Below are 19,347 nucleotides of genomic sequence, written 5' to 3'. Positions count from 1 at the left end.
TGCCAAGCTGCTTTGAAAGCAGTTTTTTTATGTGCTTAGCCCTCACCTGACGCAGAGGCGGCCTCCGGTGCCTTCCGCCGCTCGGACAGCCAGATGCCGGTGAACACCAGACCCAGCGCAAGGGCGTGGTAGAGGTGGAAAGGCTCGCTCAGGATCAGCACGGCCAGAATGGCGCCGAAGATGGGCACCAGATTGATGAAGATGCCCGCCCGCGCCGGGCCGATCAGTTCCACGCCGCGCATGAAGAAGATCTGCGACAGGAAGGACGGAAAGATGGCGATGAACAGCACGATCAGCCAGCCCTTGGGCGTCGGCCACAGGGCATTTCCGGCCATCACCTCATAGATCACCGGCGGAACGGAGGCGGCGGCGGAAATGAGTGCCATGACGCCGAAGAAGATGGCGCCCGGCACGAGCGGACGGTTGCGCAGGGCGAGCGTGTAGCCTGCATAAAAGACGCAGGCGATCAGCATGATGCCGTCGCCCATGTTGATCTCCAGTGCCGCCAGATTGCTCAGATCCCCCTTGGCCGCCACCAGAGCGACGCCCGTCATGGTGACAAAGATCCCGGCAACCTGCAGCGCCACCACCCGCGTGCCGAAGGCAATCACTGCGCCGATGAGCACAAGGGCGGGCATGGCGCCCTGGATGATGCCGAGATTGACTGCTGAGGTCGAATGGGCGGCAATGTAGAACAGCATGTTGAAGCCCACGAAGCCGAAGAGGGCCATCAGCGTCAGATGCAGGAAATAGGGGCGCATCTGCGGCCAGTGGGCGGTGATGCCCTTGCGCATGGTCACAAGCACAATGCTGCCGACGATGGCCCACCGCAGGAACACGATCACCATCGGTGACACTTCGCCAATCGCCATTTTGCCTGCCACCGAATTGCCGCCCCAGGCCAGTGTCGCCAGCATCAGCATGAGAACGGGACGGTCATAGGCGCTCCGCAGGAGGCGTGAAAGCGGCTGGATCATGATGGCTCCATGACGGACGCCCCCGAAAGGAGGCTCCGGCGCCTGAAGGCGCTTCTGGCTGGAAGGTCGGACGTTGCGCGATGTGCCCAAAGAAGTTGCACGGCTGATCCACTGCTGGCAAGCGGCCCTGCCTGAAAATTCCTCTCTGCCTTGCATCTGCATCAGGTCCGGCTCCCTTTCTCAAAGGGAGCCGGGAGATTTGATTTGTTCCCTCAGGGAAAAGGTCATGTGGGATTTCGTTGGATTGACGCAAAGCCTGCTCGCGGAGAGAGTGCGGGCATGATGCGGCGGTATGTGCCGCGAGAGGTGTTTGCACAGGGCAGTTGCCGGGAGCTGGACATGACGGAACGGATTGAAATCGATGGCCTGAAGATTGCGCGCGCGCTTCATGACTTCGTGAATGATCAGGCCCTGCCGGGCACTGGCGTCAGTCCGCAGGTGTTCTGGAGCGGCTTTGCGAAGATCCTGGCGGATCTGGCGCCGGTGAACCGGGCCCTCCTTGAAAAGCGCGACGGGCTGCAGACCGCCATTGATGCCTGGCACCGGGCCAATCCGGGCGCGCCGGACATGGAGGCCTACAAGGCTTTCCTGACGGAGCTCGGCTATCTGGTGCCGGAAGGCGCGGATTTTGCGGTTGGCACGCAGAATGTGGACCCGGAAATCGGCGAAGTCGCCGGGCCGCAGCTCGTGGTGCCGGTGATGAATGCGCGCTATGCGCTGAATGCGGCAAATGCCCGCTGGGGCTCGCTCTACGACGCGCTTTACGGCACCGACGCCATGGGCACGCCACCGGCAGGCGGTGGCTATGACGAAGCGCGCGGGGCGCAGGTGATTGCCTATGCCCGCAAGGTGCTGGACGAGGCGGCGCCTCTGGCCGAAGGCGCCTGGTCGCAGGTGACCGGGCTTGCCGTTGAAGGCGGGGCGCTGGTCTGTTCGCTCATGTCCGGCAAGACCGGGCTTGCCGCGCCGGAGCAGTTCGCCGGTTACACGGGCGGGGCTCAGGATCCGGAGAAGGTGCTGCTGCGCCGCAACGGCCTGCATCTGGAAATCCTGCGGGACCGCACCCACCGGATCGGCGCCACGGACAAGGCGGGCATCGCCGATGTCGTGGTGGAGGCGGCGCTGTCCACCATCATGGACTGCGAGGATTCCGTTGCCGCCGTGGATGCGGAAGACAAGGTGACGGTCTATGCCAACTGGCTGGGCCTGATGAAGGGCGATCTGGAAGACACGTTCGAGAAGGGCGGGCGCCAGATGACCCGCCGCCTCAATGGCGACCGGACCTATCTGTCGCCGCGAGGAGACACCTTCACGCTGCATGGCCGCTCGCTGATGCTGGTGCGCAATGTCGGGCATCTGATGACCATCGATGCGGTGCTGGATGCGGAGGGCAACGAGGTGCCGGAAGGCATTCTCGACGGCATGGTGACGGCGGCCATCGCGCTGCATGACATCGGGCCAAAGGGCCGGCGCGCCAACAGCCGGGCGGGCTCGGTCTATATCGTCAAGCCGAAGATGCACGGGCCGGAAGAGGTGGCCTTTGCCGATACGCTGTTTGCGCGCATCGAGGACGTGCTGGGCATAGCCCGCAACACGCTGAAGATGGGCATCATGGACGAGGAGCGCCGCACCACGGTGAACCTGAAGGAGTGCATCCGCGCTGCGAAGGACCGGGTGTTCTTCATCAACACCGGCTTCCTCGACCGCACGGGCGACGAGATGCACACCTCGATGGAGGCCGGGCCGATGATCCGCAAGGGCGACATGAAGGCCGCCGCATGGATCTCGGCCTATGAGGCAAACAACGTGGATGTGGGCCTTGCCTGCGGGTTGCCGGGCCATGCGCAGATCGGCAAGGGCATGTGGGCCATGCCGGACCTGATGAAGGCGATGATCGAGCAGAAGATCGGCCACCCGATGGCTGGGGCCAACACCGCCTGGGTGCCGTCGCCCACGGCCGCGGCGCTGCATGCGCTGCATTACCACAAGGTCAGCGTCGCCGCCCGACAGGAGGAGCTGAAGAGCCGCCCGAAGGCAAAGCTGGAGGACATTCTCTCCATCCCGGTGGCCACACGGCCGAACTGGAGCGCGGAAGACATCCAGGCCGAACTCGACAACAATGCCCAGGGCATCCTTGGCTATGTGGTGCGCTGGGTGGATCAGGGCATCGGCTGCTCCAAGGTCCCGGACATTCACAATGTCGGGCTGATGGAGGACCGGGCGACGCTGCGCATTTCCTCGCAGCATATCGCCAACTGGCTGCGCCATGGCGTCTGCTCCCGCGAACAGGTGATGGAAACCATGAAGCGCATGGCTGCTGTGGTGGACCGGCAGAACGCCGGTGATCCGGCCTATCAGCCGATGGCCGCAGATTTCGACGGCTCCGTCGCGTTCCAGGCGGCCTGCGATCTGGTGTTCAAGGGCGTTGAGCAGCCCAATGGCTACACCGAGCCGGTGCTGCACGCCCGCCGCCGCGAGGCCAAGGCCCGCCAGCGCGGCTGAGACCGGCAGCATGGGAAAAGCAGGAGGCGCAGGCAGCGGTTGCCTGCGCCTTTTTTCATGGGGGTGAAGCCGCTGAAATGAGCTGTGATTCTCGATACTTGTTCGTCCATCCCGTAAGCGTGTAGGGCGGTTGTATCGTTTTGGTGCGTCTTTGGACGTTTTCATCAAACATTGTAAGACTTTGGTGGGATTCATCTAGACAAGTTTTCTGCGTGCTTCTCATTCGGCTTGAAAGCGCAAAGGGACAAGCATACCTTGGCGTTAGTACAGAACGCATAACGCGCCCCATCGACGCTGTACCACCGGTGCGAGAAGAGCCAGAAGGCTCCCGGTACCGGGCCCCGGTTGCGAGGCCAGCAGCCGGGGAGACTGGACGGAAAGTGCTTGTTTCCAGTCCCATTCAGGCTTGCGCCTGTTCTGGAGACTGGGGAGACCGCGCTGCCTGTCCGTCTTGGGCTGGTCAACTGTTTGAAGAAGGCAACCTTGCAGCTGCGGCAGCGGGGTTGCCGTTTTCTTTTGCGGGTCCACCCGGTGTTTTACCATCTGACGGGCATAGCACCTTGCGTTCTGCTGTGCCCGCTGTAGCCTTGCCGCAAACGGGGTGTTGCGGATGGGAGCAGGGCTGTCACCATGCTGATTGCGGAAGGGCTTGCCCGCAACGAGCGGATCGATCTGGCGCTGGCCTGCTCGCTTGCCGCGATTTCAGGTGCGCTGAATGCGGCAGCTTTTTACGCTGTCGGCTTCTTCTCGGCCAACATGACGGGCAATGTCTCGCTGTTTTCCGACAAGGCGGCTGAGGGCAACTGGCTGCCGGCCTTGTTTTTTCTGACGATCGTCGTGGTGTTTATCGCCGGTGCTGCCGTGTCCGCTCTGATGATCAGCGCCGGGCGCCGCAGAGGCAATATCGGCATCTATGCCTACAGTATCTTCAGCGAGGCCGTTCTGCTGGCGGCGCTGGCGGCGGCGGACCTGTGGTTGCTGGCGGAATGGCGCAGCACGGTGCTGGTGCTGGGCCTTGCCTTCCTCATGGGGCTGCAGAATGCCACGGTGACCCGCATTTCAGATGCGCGGGTGCGCACGACGCATGTGTCAGGCATGGCGACGGATATCGGCATCGAGATCGGCGTTGCCGTTGATATTGCGCGCGGGCGCGATACGCAGACGGACGCAGCCCACAACATGGCCAAGCTGCGCCTGCATGGCGCGACGATCCTGTCGTTCCTCGCCGGAGGCGTGGCGGGCGTTCTCGTCTACCGGGAGATCGGGGCGGGGCTCTTGTTCATCTGCTCCGGCGCGCTCAGCCTCATCGCCACGCGGGCCATCTTCCATGTGCGCAAGCGCAGCCGCCAGAACGGCGCCTCAGGCGCCGGGGCCTGACCGCTCCGGAGCATTGTCCGGAACGGTCAGGCAGAAGGCGTCTGATCAGGCCTTGGCCAGCTCTTCCAGCACGCGGGCCCAGGAGCGGATACCCTTGTGGAAGCTCTTCAGCTCGTATTTCTCATTCGGCGAGTGGATCTGGTCGTCATCAAGACCAAAGCCGATCAGCATGCTGTCCATGCCGAGCATGCGCTTGAAGTCGCCGACGATCGGAATGGAGCCGCCCATGCCGATGAGGGCGGCTTCCTTGCCCCATTCGGCCTTCAGCGCGGCCTGACCCTTGGCGATGGCCGGCATATCCGGGTTGAGGGAAATGGCCGGGCTGCCGTCCTTGGCGATGAAGTCCACCGTGCAGTCCGCCGGGATCTTGGAGCGTACATAGGCGCGGAAGGCCTCGCGTACCTTTTCCGGATCCTGATCGCCGACGAGGCGGAAGGTGAACTTGGCATGGGCTTCGGCCGGGATCACCGTCTTGGAGCCGGGCCCCTGATAGCCACCCCACATGCCGTTCACTTCGGCGGTCGGGCGGGTCCAGATGTGCTCCAGCGGCAGGCGGCCCTTTTCGCCGCGCGGATACTTGAGGCCGATCTCGCCGAGGAATTCCTCCGCCGAGAAGTCGAGCTTTGACCACATGGCGGCGAGGCTCTCCGGCAGGTCATGCACGCCGTCATAGAAGCCGGGCAGGGTGATGCGGCCATTTTCGTCATGCAGGCCCGCAATGATGCTGGCGACGATATGGTTCGGGTTCTGTGCCGAGCCGCCGTAGCTGCCCGAGTGCAGGTCACGGGCGGCGGCCTTGACGATGATCTCGTCCCCCACCATGCCGCGCAGCATCAGGGCAATGGCCGGGGTGTCCCGGTCCCACATGCCCGTGTCGCAGACAAGCGCGAGGTCGCAGGAGAGTTCGTCCTTGTTGGCTTCGAGGAACGGGTGCAGCGAGGGCGATCCGGATTCTTCCTCGCCCTCGAACAGGATGGAGACATCCACCGGCAGATCGCCCGTTTCGGCGATATAGGCGCGGGCGGCTTCCACGAAGGTCATCAGCTGGCCCTTGTCGTCGGCGGCACCGCGCGCAACGATCATCTTCGAGCCATCGGCGCGGGTGACAATGCGCGGCTCGAAGGGATCAGTTTCCCAAAGGTTCAGCGGATCGACCGGCTGCACGTCATAGTGACCGTAGAACAGCACATGCGGGCCGGGCTTGCCGGACTTGCGGTGGCCGACGACCATCGGATGGCCCGCCGTGTCGCGCACGCTTGCGGGAATGCCGATGCCGGTCAGCTCAGCCGCCAGCCACTCGGCCGCCTTGCGGCAATCGGCCTTGTAGGACGGGTCGGTGGAGATGCTGGGGATCTTGATAAGGTCGAAGAGGCGCGCAAGGGCGTTGTCGAGATCCGCGTCAATGCGGGCGAGAACCTTGTCGATCTGGCTCATGAAGAGGCTCCTGGGGTATGTCTGCCATCACGGGGCAAAAGGCGGGGGGCGAAGGCATGGGCCTTGCTCCGGTTGCGCCACAATGGCGGCATCGGACCAGCGGGGCAAGTGTGCTGCGGACAAAGGACACAGTTGGCTGCGCCCTGCGTCAATCCGTTCCTTCCGGCCAAATTGCATCTGGCCGCGCCGGTGCTAGGATCGCCGGCACAAGCTGAAGGAAAAACTCATGTTCTCCATTTCCCGCCGCGAATTCCTGACCGGGACAGCCGCAAGCCTTGCGGCCTTCGGGGCGGGCGGTCTTGCCGCAAGCCGGGCAAAGGCGGCGGATTTCGTGCTGCCGATCCGCCCTTGCGAGCATGAATTGCGCCCCGGCACCGTTACCCGCGGCATGATGGGTTTCGGCGATACGGGCGTGCCGCCTGTGCTGCGGCTCAAGCAGGGCCAGCCTTTCATTGTCGATGTGCAGAACCAGCTGGAAGAGGCTTCCGTGGTGCATTGGCACGGCCTGCGCATCGCCAATGCCATGGACGGCGTGCCCTATCTGACGCAGGATCCCATCGAGCCGGGACAGAGCTTCCGCTATGAGCTGACAGCGCCGGATGCGGGCACCTTCTGGTATCACCCCCATTGCAACACACTGGAGCAGATGGCCAGAGGGCTGACGGGCACGCTGATCGTGGAAGAGGCGGAAGACCCCGGCTTTGATCTCGACCTGCCGCTGAACCTGCGCGATTTCCGGCTGGGCAGCGACGGGCAGTTCATCGAGTTCTACAAGCTGCGCAACGCGGCCAGAGGCGGCACGCTGGGCACGGTTTCCACGGCAAACTGGCAGGAAGAACCAGCCTATGAGGCCCCGGCTGGCGGGCTTGTGCGGCTGCGTCTGATCATGACGGATGTAACGCGCGTTGGAACCTTTGCTGTTTCAGGCGGCGAGGCGCGGGTGATTGCGCTCGATTCCAACCCGCTGGCGTCTCCTCTTTCCGCAGACAGCATTCTTCTTGCCCCCGGTCAGCGCGCGGATGTGGCGCTGCGCATGCCGGACGGGGAAGGGCAGGAGGTGCTGGTGACGCTGGCCACCCAGAAGGGGCCGCGCGTAGTGGCCCGGCTGAAGGCGCAAGGACAGAGCCTGAAGCGCAGTCTGGCGGAGCTGAAGCCGCTGCCCGCCAATCCCGTGCCGCTGCCGGATCTGGCTTCGGCGGAAACAATCGATTTCGTCTTCGGCTGGACGCCGGATGGCACCGCGCCGCAGCCCAGCATCTGCGGCACGCTGGGGCTGAACTTCTGGTCGATCAACCGGGTGGCCTGGCAGGGGGATGCGCCGGGGCCGGTCGATCCGCTGGCGGTGCTGCGCAAGGGCAGGTCCTATGTGCTGCGCTTGCGCAACGAAACGCAGAACGACCACCCCATCCACCTGCACGGCCTGTCCTTCCAGTTGCTGCGCTCCAACAAGCGCGAGCTGCCGCCGCTGGTGACCGATACGGCGCTGCTGATGGCGCAGGAAACCATCGAGGTTGGCCTTGTGGCCGACAACCCCGGCAACTGGGCCTTCCACTGCCATGTCATCGAACACCAGAAGACCGGACTGACGGGCTATATTTCCGTTGAGGCGTGACGAAAGGGCAGCTCACCCCCTCGGCATCACCTCCACATTGTCGATGAGGCGCACGCCGTCGAGCCAGACGGCGGCGAGGAGGCGGGCGGGGCGGTCGGCGCGGGACAGGGGCGTCAGGTCGCTTTCGGCGCGCAGTTCCAGATATTCAAGGTCGCCGAAGCCGGCAGCGGCAATGGCTGCGCGGGCATCTGCCAGAACGGACTCTGCCGCTTCACCGCCGGACAGGCGCTCTGCGGCGGCGAAGAGGACAGCGGGCAGGGCTGCTGCCGTGCTGCGGGCCTGCGCTGACAGGCGCACATTGCGGGATGACATGGCGAGGCCATCCGTCTCGCGCACCGTCGGGCAGGGGACGATCTCCACCGGGATGTCGAGATCGCGTACCATGCGCTTGACCACTTGCAACTGCTGGAAATCCTTCTCGCCGAAGAAGGCAAGGTCTGCGCCGGTCTGCAGGAGAAGCTTGCTGACGACCGTTGCGACGCCATCGAAGTGCCCGGGCCGGTGCGCGCCGCACAGACCTTCGCTGACGCCGCTGACGGAGACATTGGTGGCAAAGCCGTCGGGATAGATCTCTTCCACTTCCGGCGCATAGAGCACATGGGTGCCGAGCGGCGTGAGTTTGGCCGCATCGCTTTCGACCGTGCGCGGATAGGCGGCGAGATCCGCTGCGTTGTTGAACTGCTTCGGGTTGACGAAGAGGGTGACGATCACCCGGTCGGTGCGGGTGAGGGCGGTGCGCACAAGGCTGAGATGGCCGTCATGCAGCGCGCCCATGGTCGGCACCACGCCAATGGTCAGCCCCTCGCGCCGCCAACCAGCAGTGCGGGCACGCAGGGCGGCAAGGCGGTTGATCGTCTCAAGGCTCATGCTTTTTCTCCCTTGGAGCGCGGCGCGTCAGCGAAGACATGTTCGGGGCCGGGGAAGCTGCGGGCGCGCACCTCTTCGGCATAGGCAGCAACGGCGGCTTCCGCCGTGTGGCCCAGTTCGGCGTAGCGCTTGACGAAGCGGGGGCGGAAGGCCGTGAACATGCCGAGCATGTCGTCGATGACGAGGATCTGCCCGTCGCAATCCACCGAGGCGCCAATGCCGATGGTGGGAATGGCCAGCTCCTGCGTGATCTGGCGCGCGAGGCTGTCCGGCACTTTTTCCAGCACCACCGAAAAGGCGCCGGCCTGTGCCACCGCATGGGCATCGGCGAGAATGCGGGTCCCATCCTCGCCCCGTCCCTGCACCTTGTAGCCGCCAAAAGCGTTGACCGCCTGCGGCGTCAGGCCGATGTGGGCCATGACGGGAATGCCGCGCCGGGTGAGGAAGGCGATGGTCTCCGCCATTGTCTCGCCGCCCTCAAGCTTGACCGCGCCTGCGCCCGTTTCGCGCATCAGCCTTGCGGCATTGCGGAAGGCCTGTTCGGGGCTTTCCTCATAGGAGCCGAAAGGCATGTCGATGACGAGCAGGGCCTTTTCGACGCCGCGCCGGACGGCCTGACCATGCAGGATCATCATCTCCATGGTGACGCCGAGCGTGGAGGGCAGGCCATGCAGCACCATGCCGACGCTGTCGCCCACCAGGACCACGTCACAGGCGGTGTCGGCAATGCGGGCGACGGGGGTGGAGTAGGCGGTGAGGCACACCAGCGGTGTGCCGCCCTTGCGGGCCTTGATCTCGGGCGGCGTCAGGCCGCTGACGGAAACCGAAGCGCTCATGCAGTTCCTCCCAGAGGCCTGATGGCGGAGACTGCCGGAAGGTCCGGGCGGGGCCGCCGCAGGCCGATGCGTTGCGCATGGCCTGCGTCATTGGCATATTTTCTTGCGCCTGCGAAGTGAATTGTGCGCCGCAGTGGTGAAGCAGGGCTCAGAAGCCCCGCTTGAGCGAGCCCAGAACACCGCGCACCAGCGCCCGGCCCAGCGAGGAACCAAGGCTGCGGGCGGCGGATTTCATGCCCGCTTCCAGTGCAGTGTCGCGGGAAGAAGCCCGCTGCCGCCGCTGGGTCTGGCTGTCCTGCCGGGGCCGGTCGTCGCGGCCGAAATCCGGCAGCTGAAAGCCGGTGCGCGTGCGGCGGACAGGCTCTTCCCGGTCATAGGCGCCGGTGCGCAGGTCTTCCGTCCTCTGGCGCTCTTCCACACGGGCCTGATCGCGTGCCCGCTCGGTCAGCATTTCATAGGCGGACTCCCGGTCACGGGCGCGCTCATAAAGGCCAAAGAGGGGGCTGGACTGGATGCAGTCGCGCCGCTCTGCCGCGCTGATGGGGCCAAGGCGCGATGAGGGCGGACGGATGAGCGTGCGCTGCACGACAGAGGGCACGCCCTTGCCTTCCAGCGTCGAAACCAGCGCCTCGCCAACGCCCATTTCCATGATGACGCTGCTTGTATCAAGGTTCGGGTTGGGGCGGAAGGTTTCAGCGGCCGCACGCACGGCCTTCTGCTCGCGCGGGGTGAAGGCGCGCAGGGCGTGCTGCACCCGGTTGCCAAGCTGCGCCAGCACCGTTTCGGGCACGTCCATCGGGTTCTGGGTGACGAAATAGACGCCCACGCCCTTGGAGCGGATCAGGCGCACCACCTGTTCCACCTTCTGCAGCAGCGCCTTGGGGGCGCCGGTGAACAGAAGATGGGCCTCGTCGAAGAAGAAGACCAGCTTCGGCTTTTCCGGGTCGCCCACCTCGGGCAGCTCCTCGAACAGCTCCGACAGCATCCACAGCAGGAAGGTGGCATAGAGCCGGGGCGAGTGCATCAGCCGGTCGGCGGCCAGAATGTTGATGGTGCCGAGCCCGTCGCGGCTCTGGCGGGCAAAGTCGCGGATGTCGAGGGCAGGCTCGCCAAAGAACTTGTCGGCGCCTTCGCGCTCGAGCACCAGCAGGGCGCGCTGAATGGCACCGACGGAGGCGGAGGAGACATTGCCATAGATGCGTGACAGCTCGGCCGCCCGCTCGCCCACATGGGCGATCATGGCACGCAGATCCTTCAGATCCAGCAGCAGCAGGCCCTCGTCATCGGCCAGTTCAAAGGCGATGTTCAGCACGCCTTCCTGCGTTTCGTTGAGGTCCAGCATCCGGGCCAGAAGCAGCGGCCCGATCTCGGAGATGGTTGCCCTGAGCGGATGGCCCTGCTCACCGAATAGATCCCAGAAGACAGTGGGGAAGCCTTCAAATTCATAGCGGTCTGCAAAGCCGATGTCCTTTGCCCGCTTCAGCAGGAAGTCCTTCGGATCGCCCGGCATGGCAATGCCCGACAGATCGCCCTTCACATCGGCGCAGAAGACCGGGACGCCGGCCTTGGAAAAGCCCTCCGCCAGGATCTGCAATGTCACCGTCTTGCCGGTGCCAGTGGCCCCGGTGATGAGGCCGTGCCGGTTGGCAAACTTCAGGTTCAGAACCTCATCCTTGCCGCTGCTGCCAATGAAAATGCTGTCCGTCACGTTTTCCCGTCCTTTGGCGTCATGTCCCTTGGTGATTTCTATCACCGTAAGGGGCGCGGTCCAGAGGCAAATCTGTTTCCGGAAAATCTCGCGGAACCGGTGATTGCATTTTCTGACGCAACGGCTTCAATGGACTGGGGCTGGCGCTGCCGCGCCGGACCGGTGGGAGCTAAAGGGAGTAATGCGCATGTCTTATCCAGTCATTGATATTGAAGGCATCGGTCCTGTCTATGCAGAAAGGCTTCACGCGGCGGGCATCCGGACGACCGGCGATCTGCTGGAGCGTGCCAAGGATCCCAAGGGGCGCGAGGCGCTGGGCGCCGAAACCGGCATCGAACACAAGCGGATCCTGAAATGGGCCAACATGGCCGATCTGATGCGCATCAGGGGCGTTGCAGAGGAATATTCCGAACTGCTGGAAGCAGCTGGTGTCGACACGGTGAAGGAATTGAAGCACCGGGTGCCTGCAAATCTGACCGCGAAAATGGCCGAGGTGAATGCGGTGAAAAAACTTGTCCGCCAGGTGCCGTCGGAGACGATGGTGGCCCGCTGGATCGAAGAGGCCAAGCAGCTGCCGGCCATCCTCACGTACTGACAGCCGAGCTTCGCAGCTGCCTGAAAAACAAAAGGCCCGCCGGATGCAACCGGTGGGCCTTTGGAATCTTGGAGTTCGGGAGCCTTCAGCGCTCAGACGCGGATCTGGCCGTAGCGCAGGGCCTCAACGACCGTATGGGTCTTGTTGGAGGCGTTCAGCTTGACGCTGGCGTTCTGCAGGTGGGCATGCACCGTGCGCTGGGAAATATCCAGAAGCTCGGCAATTTCCCCTGCGGTCTTGCCGAAGGCGGTGAGCTCAAGCACCTTGCGTTCGCGGGTGGACAATGCGCCGGGGCGCTGGGCGGTGATGACGCCCATGTCCTGCAGCTTCACGAAGACCGCTTCCGCAATCATTTCGATAGCCGCGAGGGAGCATTTGTCAGCCTTCAGGCTGGGGCCGGCGCAATAGACGAAGGCCTGGAAGGGCTGCAACTCGGTCACCGGCACCGCGATGATCTGGTAGCCTTCTCCAACCGCAGCCATCAGGCGCGAATGATGTGTGTCACCGGCCGACACGGTCCAGACCGAGGTGCGGTCCGAGGCAAGGCCGAGAGACAGGACCGCATCATTGGCCGAGAGCGGCGGATTGTCAGCCGAACCGGTGCGGGCATCCGGCCAGCGATAGCGCTGAACAAGGCTCTCGATGGAGCGCTTGGGCATCGGCAGGCCGGTGACGAGAATATGGGTCGCACCCAGGCGGCGGAGATTTGTCTCCAGAACGTCAAGGACAATCTGGGCAGAGTTCGACTCTGAAATGGTACGCAGCTCTGTGCTGAGTTCAGCTTCATCCATCATTGTGCACATCCACTTGCAGGCGGCATGAACCGCTTGTTGTTATACTTCCGGGTGACCGGAAGTTTGACCTCATTCGGGTCTGCAGGCCGTCCGCTGTTTTTTGATGGGAAGCGTTTCCGGTCTGCAGGCTGCCGGGAAACAAGCGTTTTGCTTGCTCGGAAGCTTGTCTTTGCTTTTAGCCCAGAAACCATAAAAATACCAACCGTAATATGAGCAGAGTTTTTGCCAAATCCGCCAATCTGCACCTGAGGCCGGAACAATCGGGCAAAGACGGGTAAACGGCGGCTGGATGGTTATCATCATGATAACGCTGCGTCCGTTGGCGAAAAGGCTTCAGCCTTTGGGCGAGCTTGTCTCACTCTCCCTCAAATGAAATAAAGGTGACAATCCCGAGGAGTTGAGCGTCGTGGCAGAATTGCACCCGGACTGGACACCTGATGAAGCTGCATGGCTGGCAGCCGTTGACAAGGCGCTGAAGGGCGCTCCGCGCGAGCGTCTCGTCTCGCGCAGCGAGGACAACCTTGCCATTGCGCCCTTGTATCCGCGCAAGGCGGAAGCCTCCCCGCGGGCCGGCCGCCCGGCCGGGCAGCCCTGGAAAATTCTGCAGCGCGTTGACCATCCGGATGTGGAAGCTGCCAACCGGCTGCTGCTGGAGGACCTGGCGGGCGGTGCCGATGGCATCGACCTGGTTCTGACCTCCTCAGCCAATGCCCATGGCTTTGGCTGCGGGGCGCAGGATGCAGCCGGGTTCGACCGTCTGTTCGAAGGTGTCTACACCGATCTCATCACCATACGGGTCGATGGCGGCTACGAAAGCGGCTCGACGCTGGCCCTGCTGATTGGTCACGCTCAGCGCATGGGGCTGGACGTGTCGAAGCTGAATATCATTTCCTGCAGTGACTATGTGACCAAGCTGGTGCACACCGGCACGCTCAAGAATTCCATTCCCGTATTGCGCAAACGCATCGCTGACCTCTCCCGCTTTGCACAGGCAAAGGGGATGCGTGGGCCGCTGCTCTGCGCCGACGGCCGCAGCTGGCACAACCGGGGCGCAACGGATGCGCAGGAGCTGGCCTTCACGCTGGCTACGGCCCTGCATTATCTGCGCGACCTCGATGCTGAAGGCGAAGGGGGAGACAACCCCGCCTCGCTCATCAGCATGACGCTGGCCGCGACGGCTGACCAGACCGGCACCATTGCCAAGGGGCGGGCGATGCGCCGTCTCTGGGCGGCGGTGCTGGAGCAAAGCAGCCTGCCGCAACACCACCTGCATCTGCATATGGAAACCTCCTGGCGGATGCTGACCAAGGCCGATCCATACGTGAACATGCTGCGCGGCACCGTGGCCTGCTTCGCGGCTGGCGTGGGCGGGGCGGACAGCATCAGCGTGCTGCCCTTCACCACCGCCTGCGGCCTGCCGGACAGCTTTGCCCGGCGCGTTGCCCGCAACACGCAGACCATCCTGATCGAGGAAAGCAACCTGCACCGGGTGGCCGACCCGGGCGCCGGTTCCGGCGCCATCGAGGCCCGGACTGAAGATCTGGCCGCTGCTGCCTGGGCGCTGTTTCAGGAAACGGAAGCGGCCGGCGGCATCGTTGAGGCCATGGTGGCCGGTACCGTGCAGAAACGCGTGGACGTGGCAAGGACGGAGCGCAGCCAGAAGATTGCCCGCCGCCGCCAGCAGATCACCGGCGTCAGCGCATTCCCCAACCTGCAGGAAGGGCCGGTGCGGGTTCTGTCCGGTGAGCATCTGCTGCTGGACGTCGCCTCTTCAACCCTCGCCCTGCCGAGACCGGGGGAGGGTTCCGTCATGCAGGCGATTTTCGACGCGCTGGAACAGGGAGCGACGCTGACGGACATCATGGCGTCCCGCCCGCTGATCGACGAGATCAGCCTCAACACCAGAATGCCGCAGCCGGAGCGCCAGTCCGAGCCATTCGAGCGCCTGCGGGAGGCCGCAGCCCTGACCAATCCGGCCGGGCGCACCGTGTTTCTGGCGGCTCTCGGGCCGCTGGCGGATTTCACCGCAAGGGCAACCTGGGCCAAGAACTTCTTCGAGGCGGGCGGTCTGCCGGTGACCGGCGGGGCAGAGACGGATGGCATCGGCGCCACCGTCGAGGCCTGGCGCGCCAGCGGGGCGCCGCTGGTCTGCCTCGTCTCCTCGGACAAGATCTATGCCGCGCAAGGCGCGGAGGCCGCTGCCGCCCTTTCCGCCGCCGGGGCGGAGCACATCTATCTGGCCGGAAAGCCGGGCGAACTGGAGACCTCCTTGAAGGATGCAGGTGTCAGCGCCTTTGTCTTCGAGGGCTGTGCCATGCTGGACATCCTTGCCGATGCGCACAGGCGTCTTGGATTGCCGGTTGCGGCGGGAACATCAGGGGAGGGGTTGCTGTGAGCCGGATTCCGAATTTTGCCGTCCGCCCGTTCCGTGATGTGCTCGGCAAGGCCGAAGCGCCTGAGGGCCTGGACAGCTGGATGACGCCGGAAGACATCGCCGTCCCCCCGGTGCCAACAGCTGCCGATCTTGAAGGGCTCTCGCATCTCGACAGCTACCCCGGCCTGCCGCCCTTCGTGCGCGGGCCTTACCCCACCATGTATGTGCAGCAGCCCTGGACGGTGCGCCAATATGCGGGCTTCTCCACGGCGGAGGATTCCAACGCCTTCTACCGGCGCAATCTGGCGGCCGGGCAGAAGGGGCTTTCCGTCGCCTTCGACCTTGCCACCCATCGCGGCTATGACAGCGACCACCCGCGTGTGGCCGGGGACGTGGGCATGGCGGGCGTGGCCATCGACAGCATCTTCGACATGCGCACGCTGTTTTCCGGCATTCCGCTGGACCAGATGAGCGTGTCCATGACCATGAACGGTGCCGTGCTGCCGGTGCTGGCGCTCTATATCGTTACTGCCGAAGAGCAGGGCGTGGCGCAGAACCGGCTGTCGGGGACCATCCAGAACGACATCCTCAAGGAGTTCATGGTCCGCAACACCTACATTTACCCGCCTGCGCCCTCGATGCGGATCATTTCGGACATTTTTGCCTATACCTCGCAGAACATGCCGAAGTTCAACTCCATCTCCATCTCCGGCTACCACATGCAGGAAGCGGGGGCGACGGCGGATCTGGAGCTGGCCTATACTATCGCCGACGGCATCGAATATGCCCGCGCCGGGGTGGCGGCGGGCATGGACATTGACCAGTTCGCGCCGCGCCTGTCGTTCTTCTGGGCCATCGGCATGAACTTCTTCATGGAAGTGGCCAAGCTGCGCGCCGCGCGCCTGATCTGGGCGCAGCTGATGCAGCAGAACTTTGCGCCGAAGAGTGACAAGTCCCTGTCGCTGCGCACCCATTCGCAGACCTCCGGCTGGTCGCTGACGGCGCAGGATGTCTACAACAACGTTATCCGCACCTGCGTGGAGGCCATGGCGGCGACGCAAGGCCACACCCAGTCGCTGCACACCAACGCGCTGGACGAGGCGCTGGCCCTGCCGACGGACTTTTCCGCCCGCATTGCCCGCAACACCCAGCTGTTTCTGCAGCAGGAAAGCGGCACCACCAGCCCCATCGACCTGTGGGGCGGATCCTTCTATGTGGAGAAGCTGACCGCGGATCTCGCCGCCAAGGCCATGGCGCATATCACCGAAGTCGAGGCGCTGGGCGGCATGGCCAAGGCCATCGAAAAGGGCATTCCGAAGCTGCGCATCGAGGAGGCCGCTGCCAAGACGCAGGCGCGCATCGACAGCGGGGCGCAGACCGTGGTGGGCGTCAACAAGTACAAGCCCGACTTTGAAGAGCCCATCGAGGTTCTGAAGGTGGACAATGCGCAGGTGCGCGCCATGCAGATCGAAAAGCTGCAGCGCCTCAGGGCCGAGCGCAACGAGGCCGAAACGCAGGCCGCGCTGGCCGCCCTCACCGCCTGCGCGGCCTCCGGCGAAGGCAACCTGCTGGACCTTTCCGTCAAGGCGGCAAGGGCGAAGGCGACGGTGGGCGAAATCAGCTTGGCGATGGAGCAGGTGTTTGGCCGCCACAAGGCGGAGATCCGCTCCATTTCCGGCGTCTACAAGCGCGAGGCAGGGGCCATGTCGGACAAGGTGGGCAAGGTGCAGAAGCTCGTGGAGGCCTTTGAGGAGAACGACGGGCGCCGCCCGCGCATTCTCGTCGCCAAGATGGGGCAGGACGGCCACGACCGCGGCCAGAAGGTGATCGCCTCCGCCTTTGCCGACCTCGGCTTCGACGTGGACATCGGCCCGCTGTTTGCAACGCCTGAGGAAGCCGCCCGGCAGGCGGTGGAAAATGACGTGCATGTGGTGGGCGTCTCGTCGCTTGCCGCCGGCCACCTCACCCTGGTGCCCGCCCTCAAGGCGGCACTGGCCGCTGAAGGGCGCGAGGACATCATGATCGTCGTCGGCGGCGTCGTCCCCCCGCAGGACTACGACGCCCTCTACGCCTCCGGCGCCACCGCCATCTTCCCCCCCGGCACCGTCATCGCCGACGCCGCCGTGGACCTCATCGCCAAGCTGAACGCGAGGCTGGGGTATGAGGGGAGCGAGGCGGCGTGAGGGATCAGATTCCTCACAAAGCTGGTGTTCTCTCCTTCGTCATGGCCGGGCTTGTCCCGGCCATCTGCAGGCCAATGGCTTGTGCAGATCCCCGGCACAAGGCCAGGGATGGCGATGGAAGCTATTCGGTTTCGGAGCCGCCGGTGCGTGCGTGCCGGCAGTGCCTCAAGCTGCGTCAGTTGGCGTTGCGCCAGAGTTCGATGCTGCGAAGGCGGGATCTCATGCCTTGCAGGGTTGAGTGCACCAACTCTTCAGGAAAGGAGCCGGGTAGTGAAGAGATGCAGGCCTGCGCGGCTGCGTGGCCTGTGTCGAGCAGCGTTTCGAGTTCCCGGGCGATGATGGCCGGATCAAAGTCACACCGTCCTGCCGTCTGAAGGAAGTGGCGTGGCGTAATGCTGGCGATCTTGTAGTGATTGCGGTCCCCTGCCGAAATGGCCATCTTGAACCTGCTGATATCCACCTGACCGGCATCAACACTCGGCTGTGCTGTCAGCACATCATACAGCGGGGTCAGCTGGTAGCGGCCTCCGGTCCGCAGGAAGATACTGAAGTTCTTGGCGTGGCCATCCGTCGCTCCAATCAGCCAGAAGACGATCTGAGCCTTGAGGTAGGCGCGTTGATCCTCCTCCGGCCTATCGCTGCCCTTCAGCAGCGTCATGACAGCTTGATTGTCCGGCCCGCCATCCGCCTGGTATTTGCGCTCGGGCGGTACGGACAGCGCCTGACACATATCCTCCTGCGGCAGCCGCAGCAGGCGGCCATCAGCTGTCCAGAAGCGGTCGAAACGCTCGATAGCAAGGGCCTTGGTGCCAGCAAAATCCACGATCCCGGCATTGGCTACCGGGAGGCCGAAAGCCGCACAGAGGCGCAGGCAGAGATATTCATTCTCGATGCTGTTGCTGAGGTCGATACCGTCCGGAAGCTGGCCGATCTGAGGCTTGATGATATGTGTCGTGGGTGTCGTCCCATCGGGGACCATCCATTGCCCGGCATGGCGCAGCAAGGCGGTCTTTTCCTGCGCGCCTGCAATTGAAATCCTGAATGCGTCCTCGCCATCCATACCTAGCGGCGCCATCTTGAGGGCTGCGATTTTCCGGGCGATACCTTCATCGCTGATCGGGTGTCCGGAGATGGTTCCGGCCTTGCCCGGATCAGCATCCTCTGCAAGGAATTGAAGCGCTCCAGCGCAGTCGCCGCCGATCTTGCTGAGCAGGCTGTAGGCATCCGTGCCGTGCGCCTTCACCCTTGCAGCGACCTGACGGCGTATTCCGACGTTGTCCGGCAGCAGGTTTTCAAAGAAGGAAATGACGGCAGCACCGGAATAGCGCTCTTCGCGCAAGGGCAGGGATAGGGAGACCGGAAAGGCATGTTCCCAATCCAGCCAGTCCCTTTCATAGCTGAACAAGACGGCGCCGTTGGCTTCCTGCATGAGCAGACCTGCCCTGCGCCCGTTGATCAGCACCTGTAGCGGAGGGTTTTGTCTCTTGCGCGCCATTCAGAAGATGTCCTCGAAGCTGACCGGGGAGGTGGTGCGCTCCTGGATGACGAGTTCGAGATTGAGGGCGGAGAGAACGTCAGTCAGCGTTTTCAGCTGGGCGCCGCCTTCACCCTTTTCCAATTGAGAGATTGTCGCCTGCCGCAGGCCGGTCTTTTGACCAAGCTGGGCTTGTGTCAGGCCTTTCAGTTTGCGCTGCCGCCGTATGGCGGCGCCAATCTGGAATGGGATGCGGACAATGGTGCTCATGAAACCTCGCAGGCGCGGCTGCTCATCCTATACGCCCCAGCGTATCAAAATAATTTATACGCTACAAGGTATAAAATTGCGTTATACGGAGCGGCGTATAAATTAAAATAATACGCTTTAGCGTATGTATGGCGCTGACTTGCTTGAATACTGGTGTCAGGCCAAACGGGCACCCCGTTGGATGCAGAACCAGACCCTGCCGGGCGTGAGCAGATCGTACCGGCCGGACGGCCCAAAAGACCGCAGATCTGGCGGCGTTCTGGGTGATTTCGGCGCATTGTTTTGCCGGCATGGTGCGATGAAGGGCTGATCGGGCCTTTGTGTCCGCAGTCCTGCAGCCGAGG

General features: G+C 63.7%; 15 protein-coding genes. 6 read left to right on the top strand and 9 right to left on the bottom strand.

Translation table 11 applies throughout. The annotated features are described in order from the left end of the window. Window positions 1–35 precede the first annotated feature (35 nt). Window positions 36–977, bottom strand: coding sequence for a DMT family transporter (locus tag IF10I1_RS08715; RefSeq protein ID WP_122519598.1), 942 nt, complete (start codon window positions 975–977; stop codon window positions 36–38). A gap of 339 nt (window positions 978–1,316) precedes the next feature. On the opposite strand from IF10I1_RS08715, the gene IF10I1_RS08710 reads away from it, so the two are divergent. Both IF10I1_RS08710 and IF10I1_RS08705 read left to right on the top strand, forming a co-directional pair. Next, the gene (locus IF10I1_RS08710) at window positions 1,317–3,479 is read left to right on the top strand and encodes a malate synthase G (protein WP_186392492.1); all 2,163 of its coding nucleotides are present in this window, start codon (window positions 1,317–1,319) and stop codon (window positions 3,477–3,479) included. 630 nt (window positions 3,480–4,109) lie between these two features. Next, window positions 4,110–4,856, top strand: coding sequence for a YoaK family protein (locus tag IF10I1_RS08705; protein WP_123193821.1), 747 nt, complete (start codon window positions 4,110–4,112; stop codon window positions 4,854–4,856). Between the two features lie 45 nt (window positions 4,857–4,901). Here IF10I1_RS08705 and IF10I1_RS08700 read toward each other — a convergent pair whose 3' ends face one another. Beyond that, a complete protein-coding gene (locus tag IF10I1_RS08700) occupies window positions 4,902–6,290 on the bottom strand; it encodes a dipeptidase (RefSeq protein ID WP_050471042.1) in 1,389 nt (462 codons plus the stop codon). A gap of 226 nt (window positions 6,291–6,516) precedes the next feature. Between IF10I1_RS08700 and IF10I1_RS08695 the strand changes: the two genes are divergently transcribed. Further along, window positions 6,517–7,902, top strand: coding sequence for a multicopper oxidase family protein (locus tag IF10I1_RS08695; RefSeq protein WP_186392491.1), 1,386 nt, complete (start codon window positions 6,517–6,519; stop codon window positions 7,900–7,902). 12 nt (window positions 7,903–7,914) lie between these two features. Here IF10I1_RS08695 and panC read toward each other — a convergent pair whose 3' ends face one another. The 3 genes from panC to IF10I1_RS08680 form a co-directional block, all read right to left on the bottom strand. Next, window positions 7,915–8,769 carry a pantoate--beta-alanine ligase gene (gene panC, locus IF10I1_RS08690; protein ID WP_186392490.1) on the bottom strand — a complete coding sequence of 285 codons (855 nt, stop codon included), beginning with the start codon at window positions 8,767–8,769 and terminating at the stop codon, window positions 7,915–7,917. Further along, on the bottom strand, window positions 8,766–9,605 hold the full coding sequence (panB, locus tag IF10I1_RS08685; protein ID WP_186392489.1) for a 3-methyl-2-oxobutanoate hydroxymethyltransferase: 840 nt from the start codon (window positions 9,603–9,605) through the stop codon (window positions 8,766–8,768). The genes panC and panB overlap by 4 nt, the downstream gene beginning before the upstream one ends. Before the next feature lie 148 nt (window positions 9,606–9,753). Continuing rightward, the gene (locus IF10I1_RS08680) at window positions 9,754–11,313 is read right to left on the bottom strand and encodes a helicase HerA-like domain-containing protein (protein WP_186392488.1); all 1,560 of its coding nucleotides are present in this window, start codon (window positions 11,311–11,313) and stop codon (window positions 9,754–9,756) included. 187 nt (window positions 11,314–11,500) lie between these two features. Here IF10I1_RS08680 and IF10I1_RS08675 point away from each other — a divergent pair, with 187 nt between their 5' ends. After that, the gene (locus IF10I1_RS08675; RefSeq protein ID WP_123195610.1) at window positions 11,501–11,908 is read left to right on the top strand and encodes a DUF4332 domain-containing protein; all 408 of its coding nucleotides are present in this window, start codon (window positions 11,501–11,503) and stop codon (window positions 11,906–11,908) included. A gap of 92 nt (window positions 11,909–12,000) precedes the next feature. Here the strand turns inward: IF10I1_RS08675 and IF10I1_RS08670 are convergent, their stop codons facing one another. Further along, window positions 12,001–12,702, bottom strand: a complete 702-nt coding sequence (locus IF10I1_RS08670; RefSeq protein ID WP_186392487.1) for a helix-turn-helix transcriptional regulator — start codon at window positions 12,700–12,702, stop codon at window positions 12,001–12,003. A 69-nt stretch (window positions 12,703–12,771) separates the two neighbouring features. Continuing rightward, window positions 12,772–13,005: a hypothetical protein gene (locus IF10I1_RS08665; RefSeq protein ID WP_164477509.1), complete on the bottom strand. Its 234-nt coding sequence runs from the start codon at window positions 13,003–13,005 to the stop codon at window positions 12,772–12,774. A 103-nt stretch (window positions 13,006–13,108) separates the two neighbouring features. Here IF10I1_RS08665 and IF10I1_RS08660 point away from each other — a divergent pair, with 103 nt between their 5' ends. Together IF10I1_RS08660 and scpA are read left to right on the top strand one after the other, a co-directional pair. Next, entirely contained in the window at window positions 13,109–15,097 is a 1,989-nt protein-coding gene (locus tag IF10I1_RS08660) for a methylmalonyl-CoA mutase subunit beta (RefSeq protein WP_186392486.1), read from the top strand. Beyond that, window positions 15,094–17,259, top strand: a complete 2,166-nt coding sequence (scpA, locus tag IF10I1_RS08655; protein WP_186415068.1) for a methylmalonyl-CoA mutase — start codon at window positions 15,094–15,096, stop codon at window positions 17,257–17,259. The genes IF10I1_RS08660 and scpA overlap by 4 nt, the downstream gene beginning before the upstream one ends. Window positions 17,260–17,434: 175 nt before the next feature. On the opposite strand, the gene IF10I1_RS08650 is transcribed toward scpA, so the two are convergent. Beyond that, window positions 17,435–18,754 carry a type II toxin-antitoxin system HipA family toxin gene (locus IF10I1_RS08650; protein ID WP_186415067.1) on the bottom strand — a complete coding sequence of 440 codons (1,320 nt, stop codon included), beginning with the start codon at window positions 18,752–18,754 and terminating at the stop codon, window positions 17,435–17,437. Then, complete coding sequence (locus IF10I1_RS08645) at window positions 18,755–19,003, bottom strand: helix-turn-helix domain-containing protein (RefSeq protein WP_019962830.1); 249 nt, start codon at window positions 19,001–19,003, stop codon at window positions 18,755–18,757. Between the last annotated feature and the right edge of the window lie 344 nt (window positions 19,004–19,347).

Origin of the sequence: Pannonibacter sp. I15F10I1, assembly GCF_900185665.1 — a bacterium.
GTDB lineage: Bacteria > Pseudomonadota > Alphaproteobacteria > Rhizobiales > Stappiaceae > Pannonibacter > Pannonibacter indicus.
Note: the sequence above shows the minus strand (reverse complement) of the source record. Positions and strands in the feature narration are given on the sequence as shown.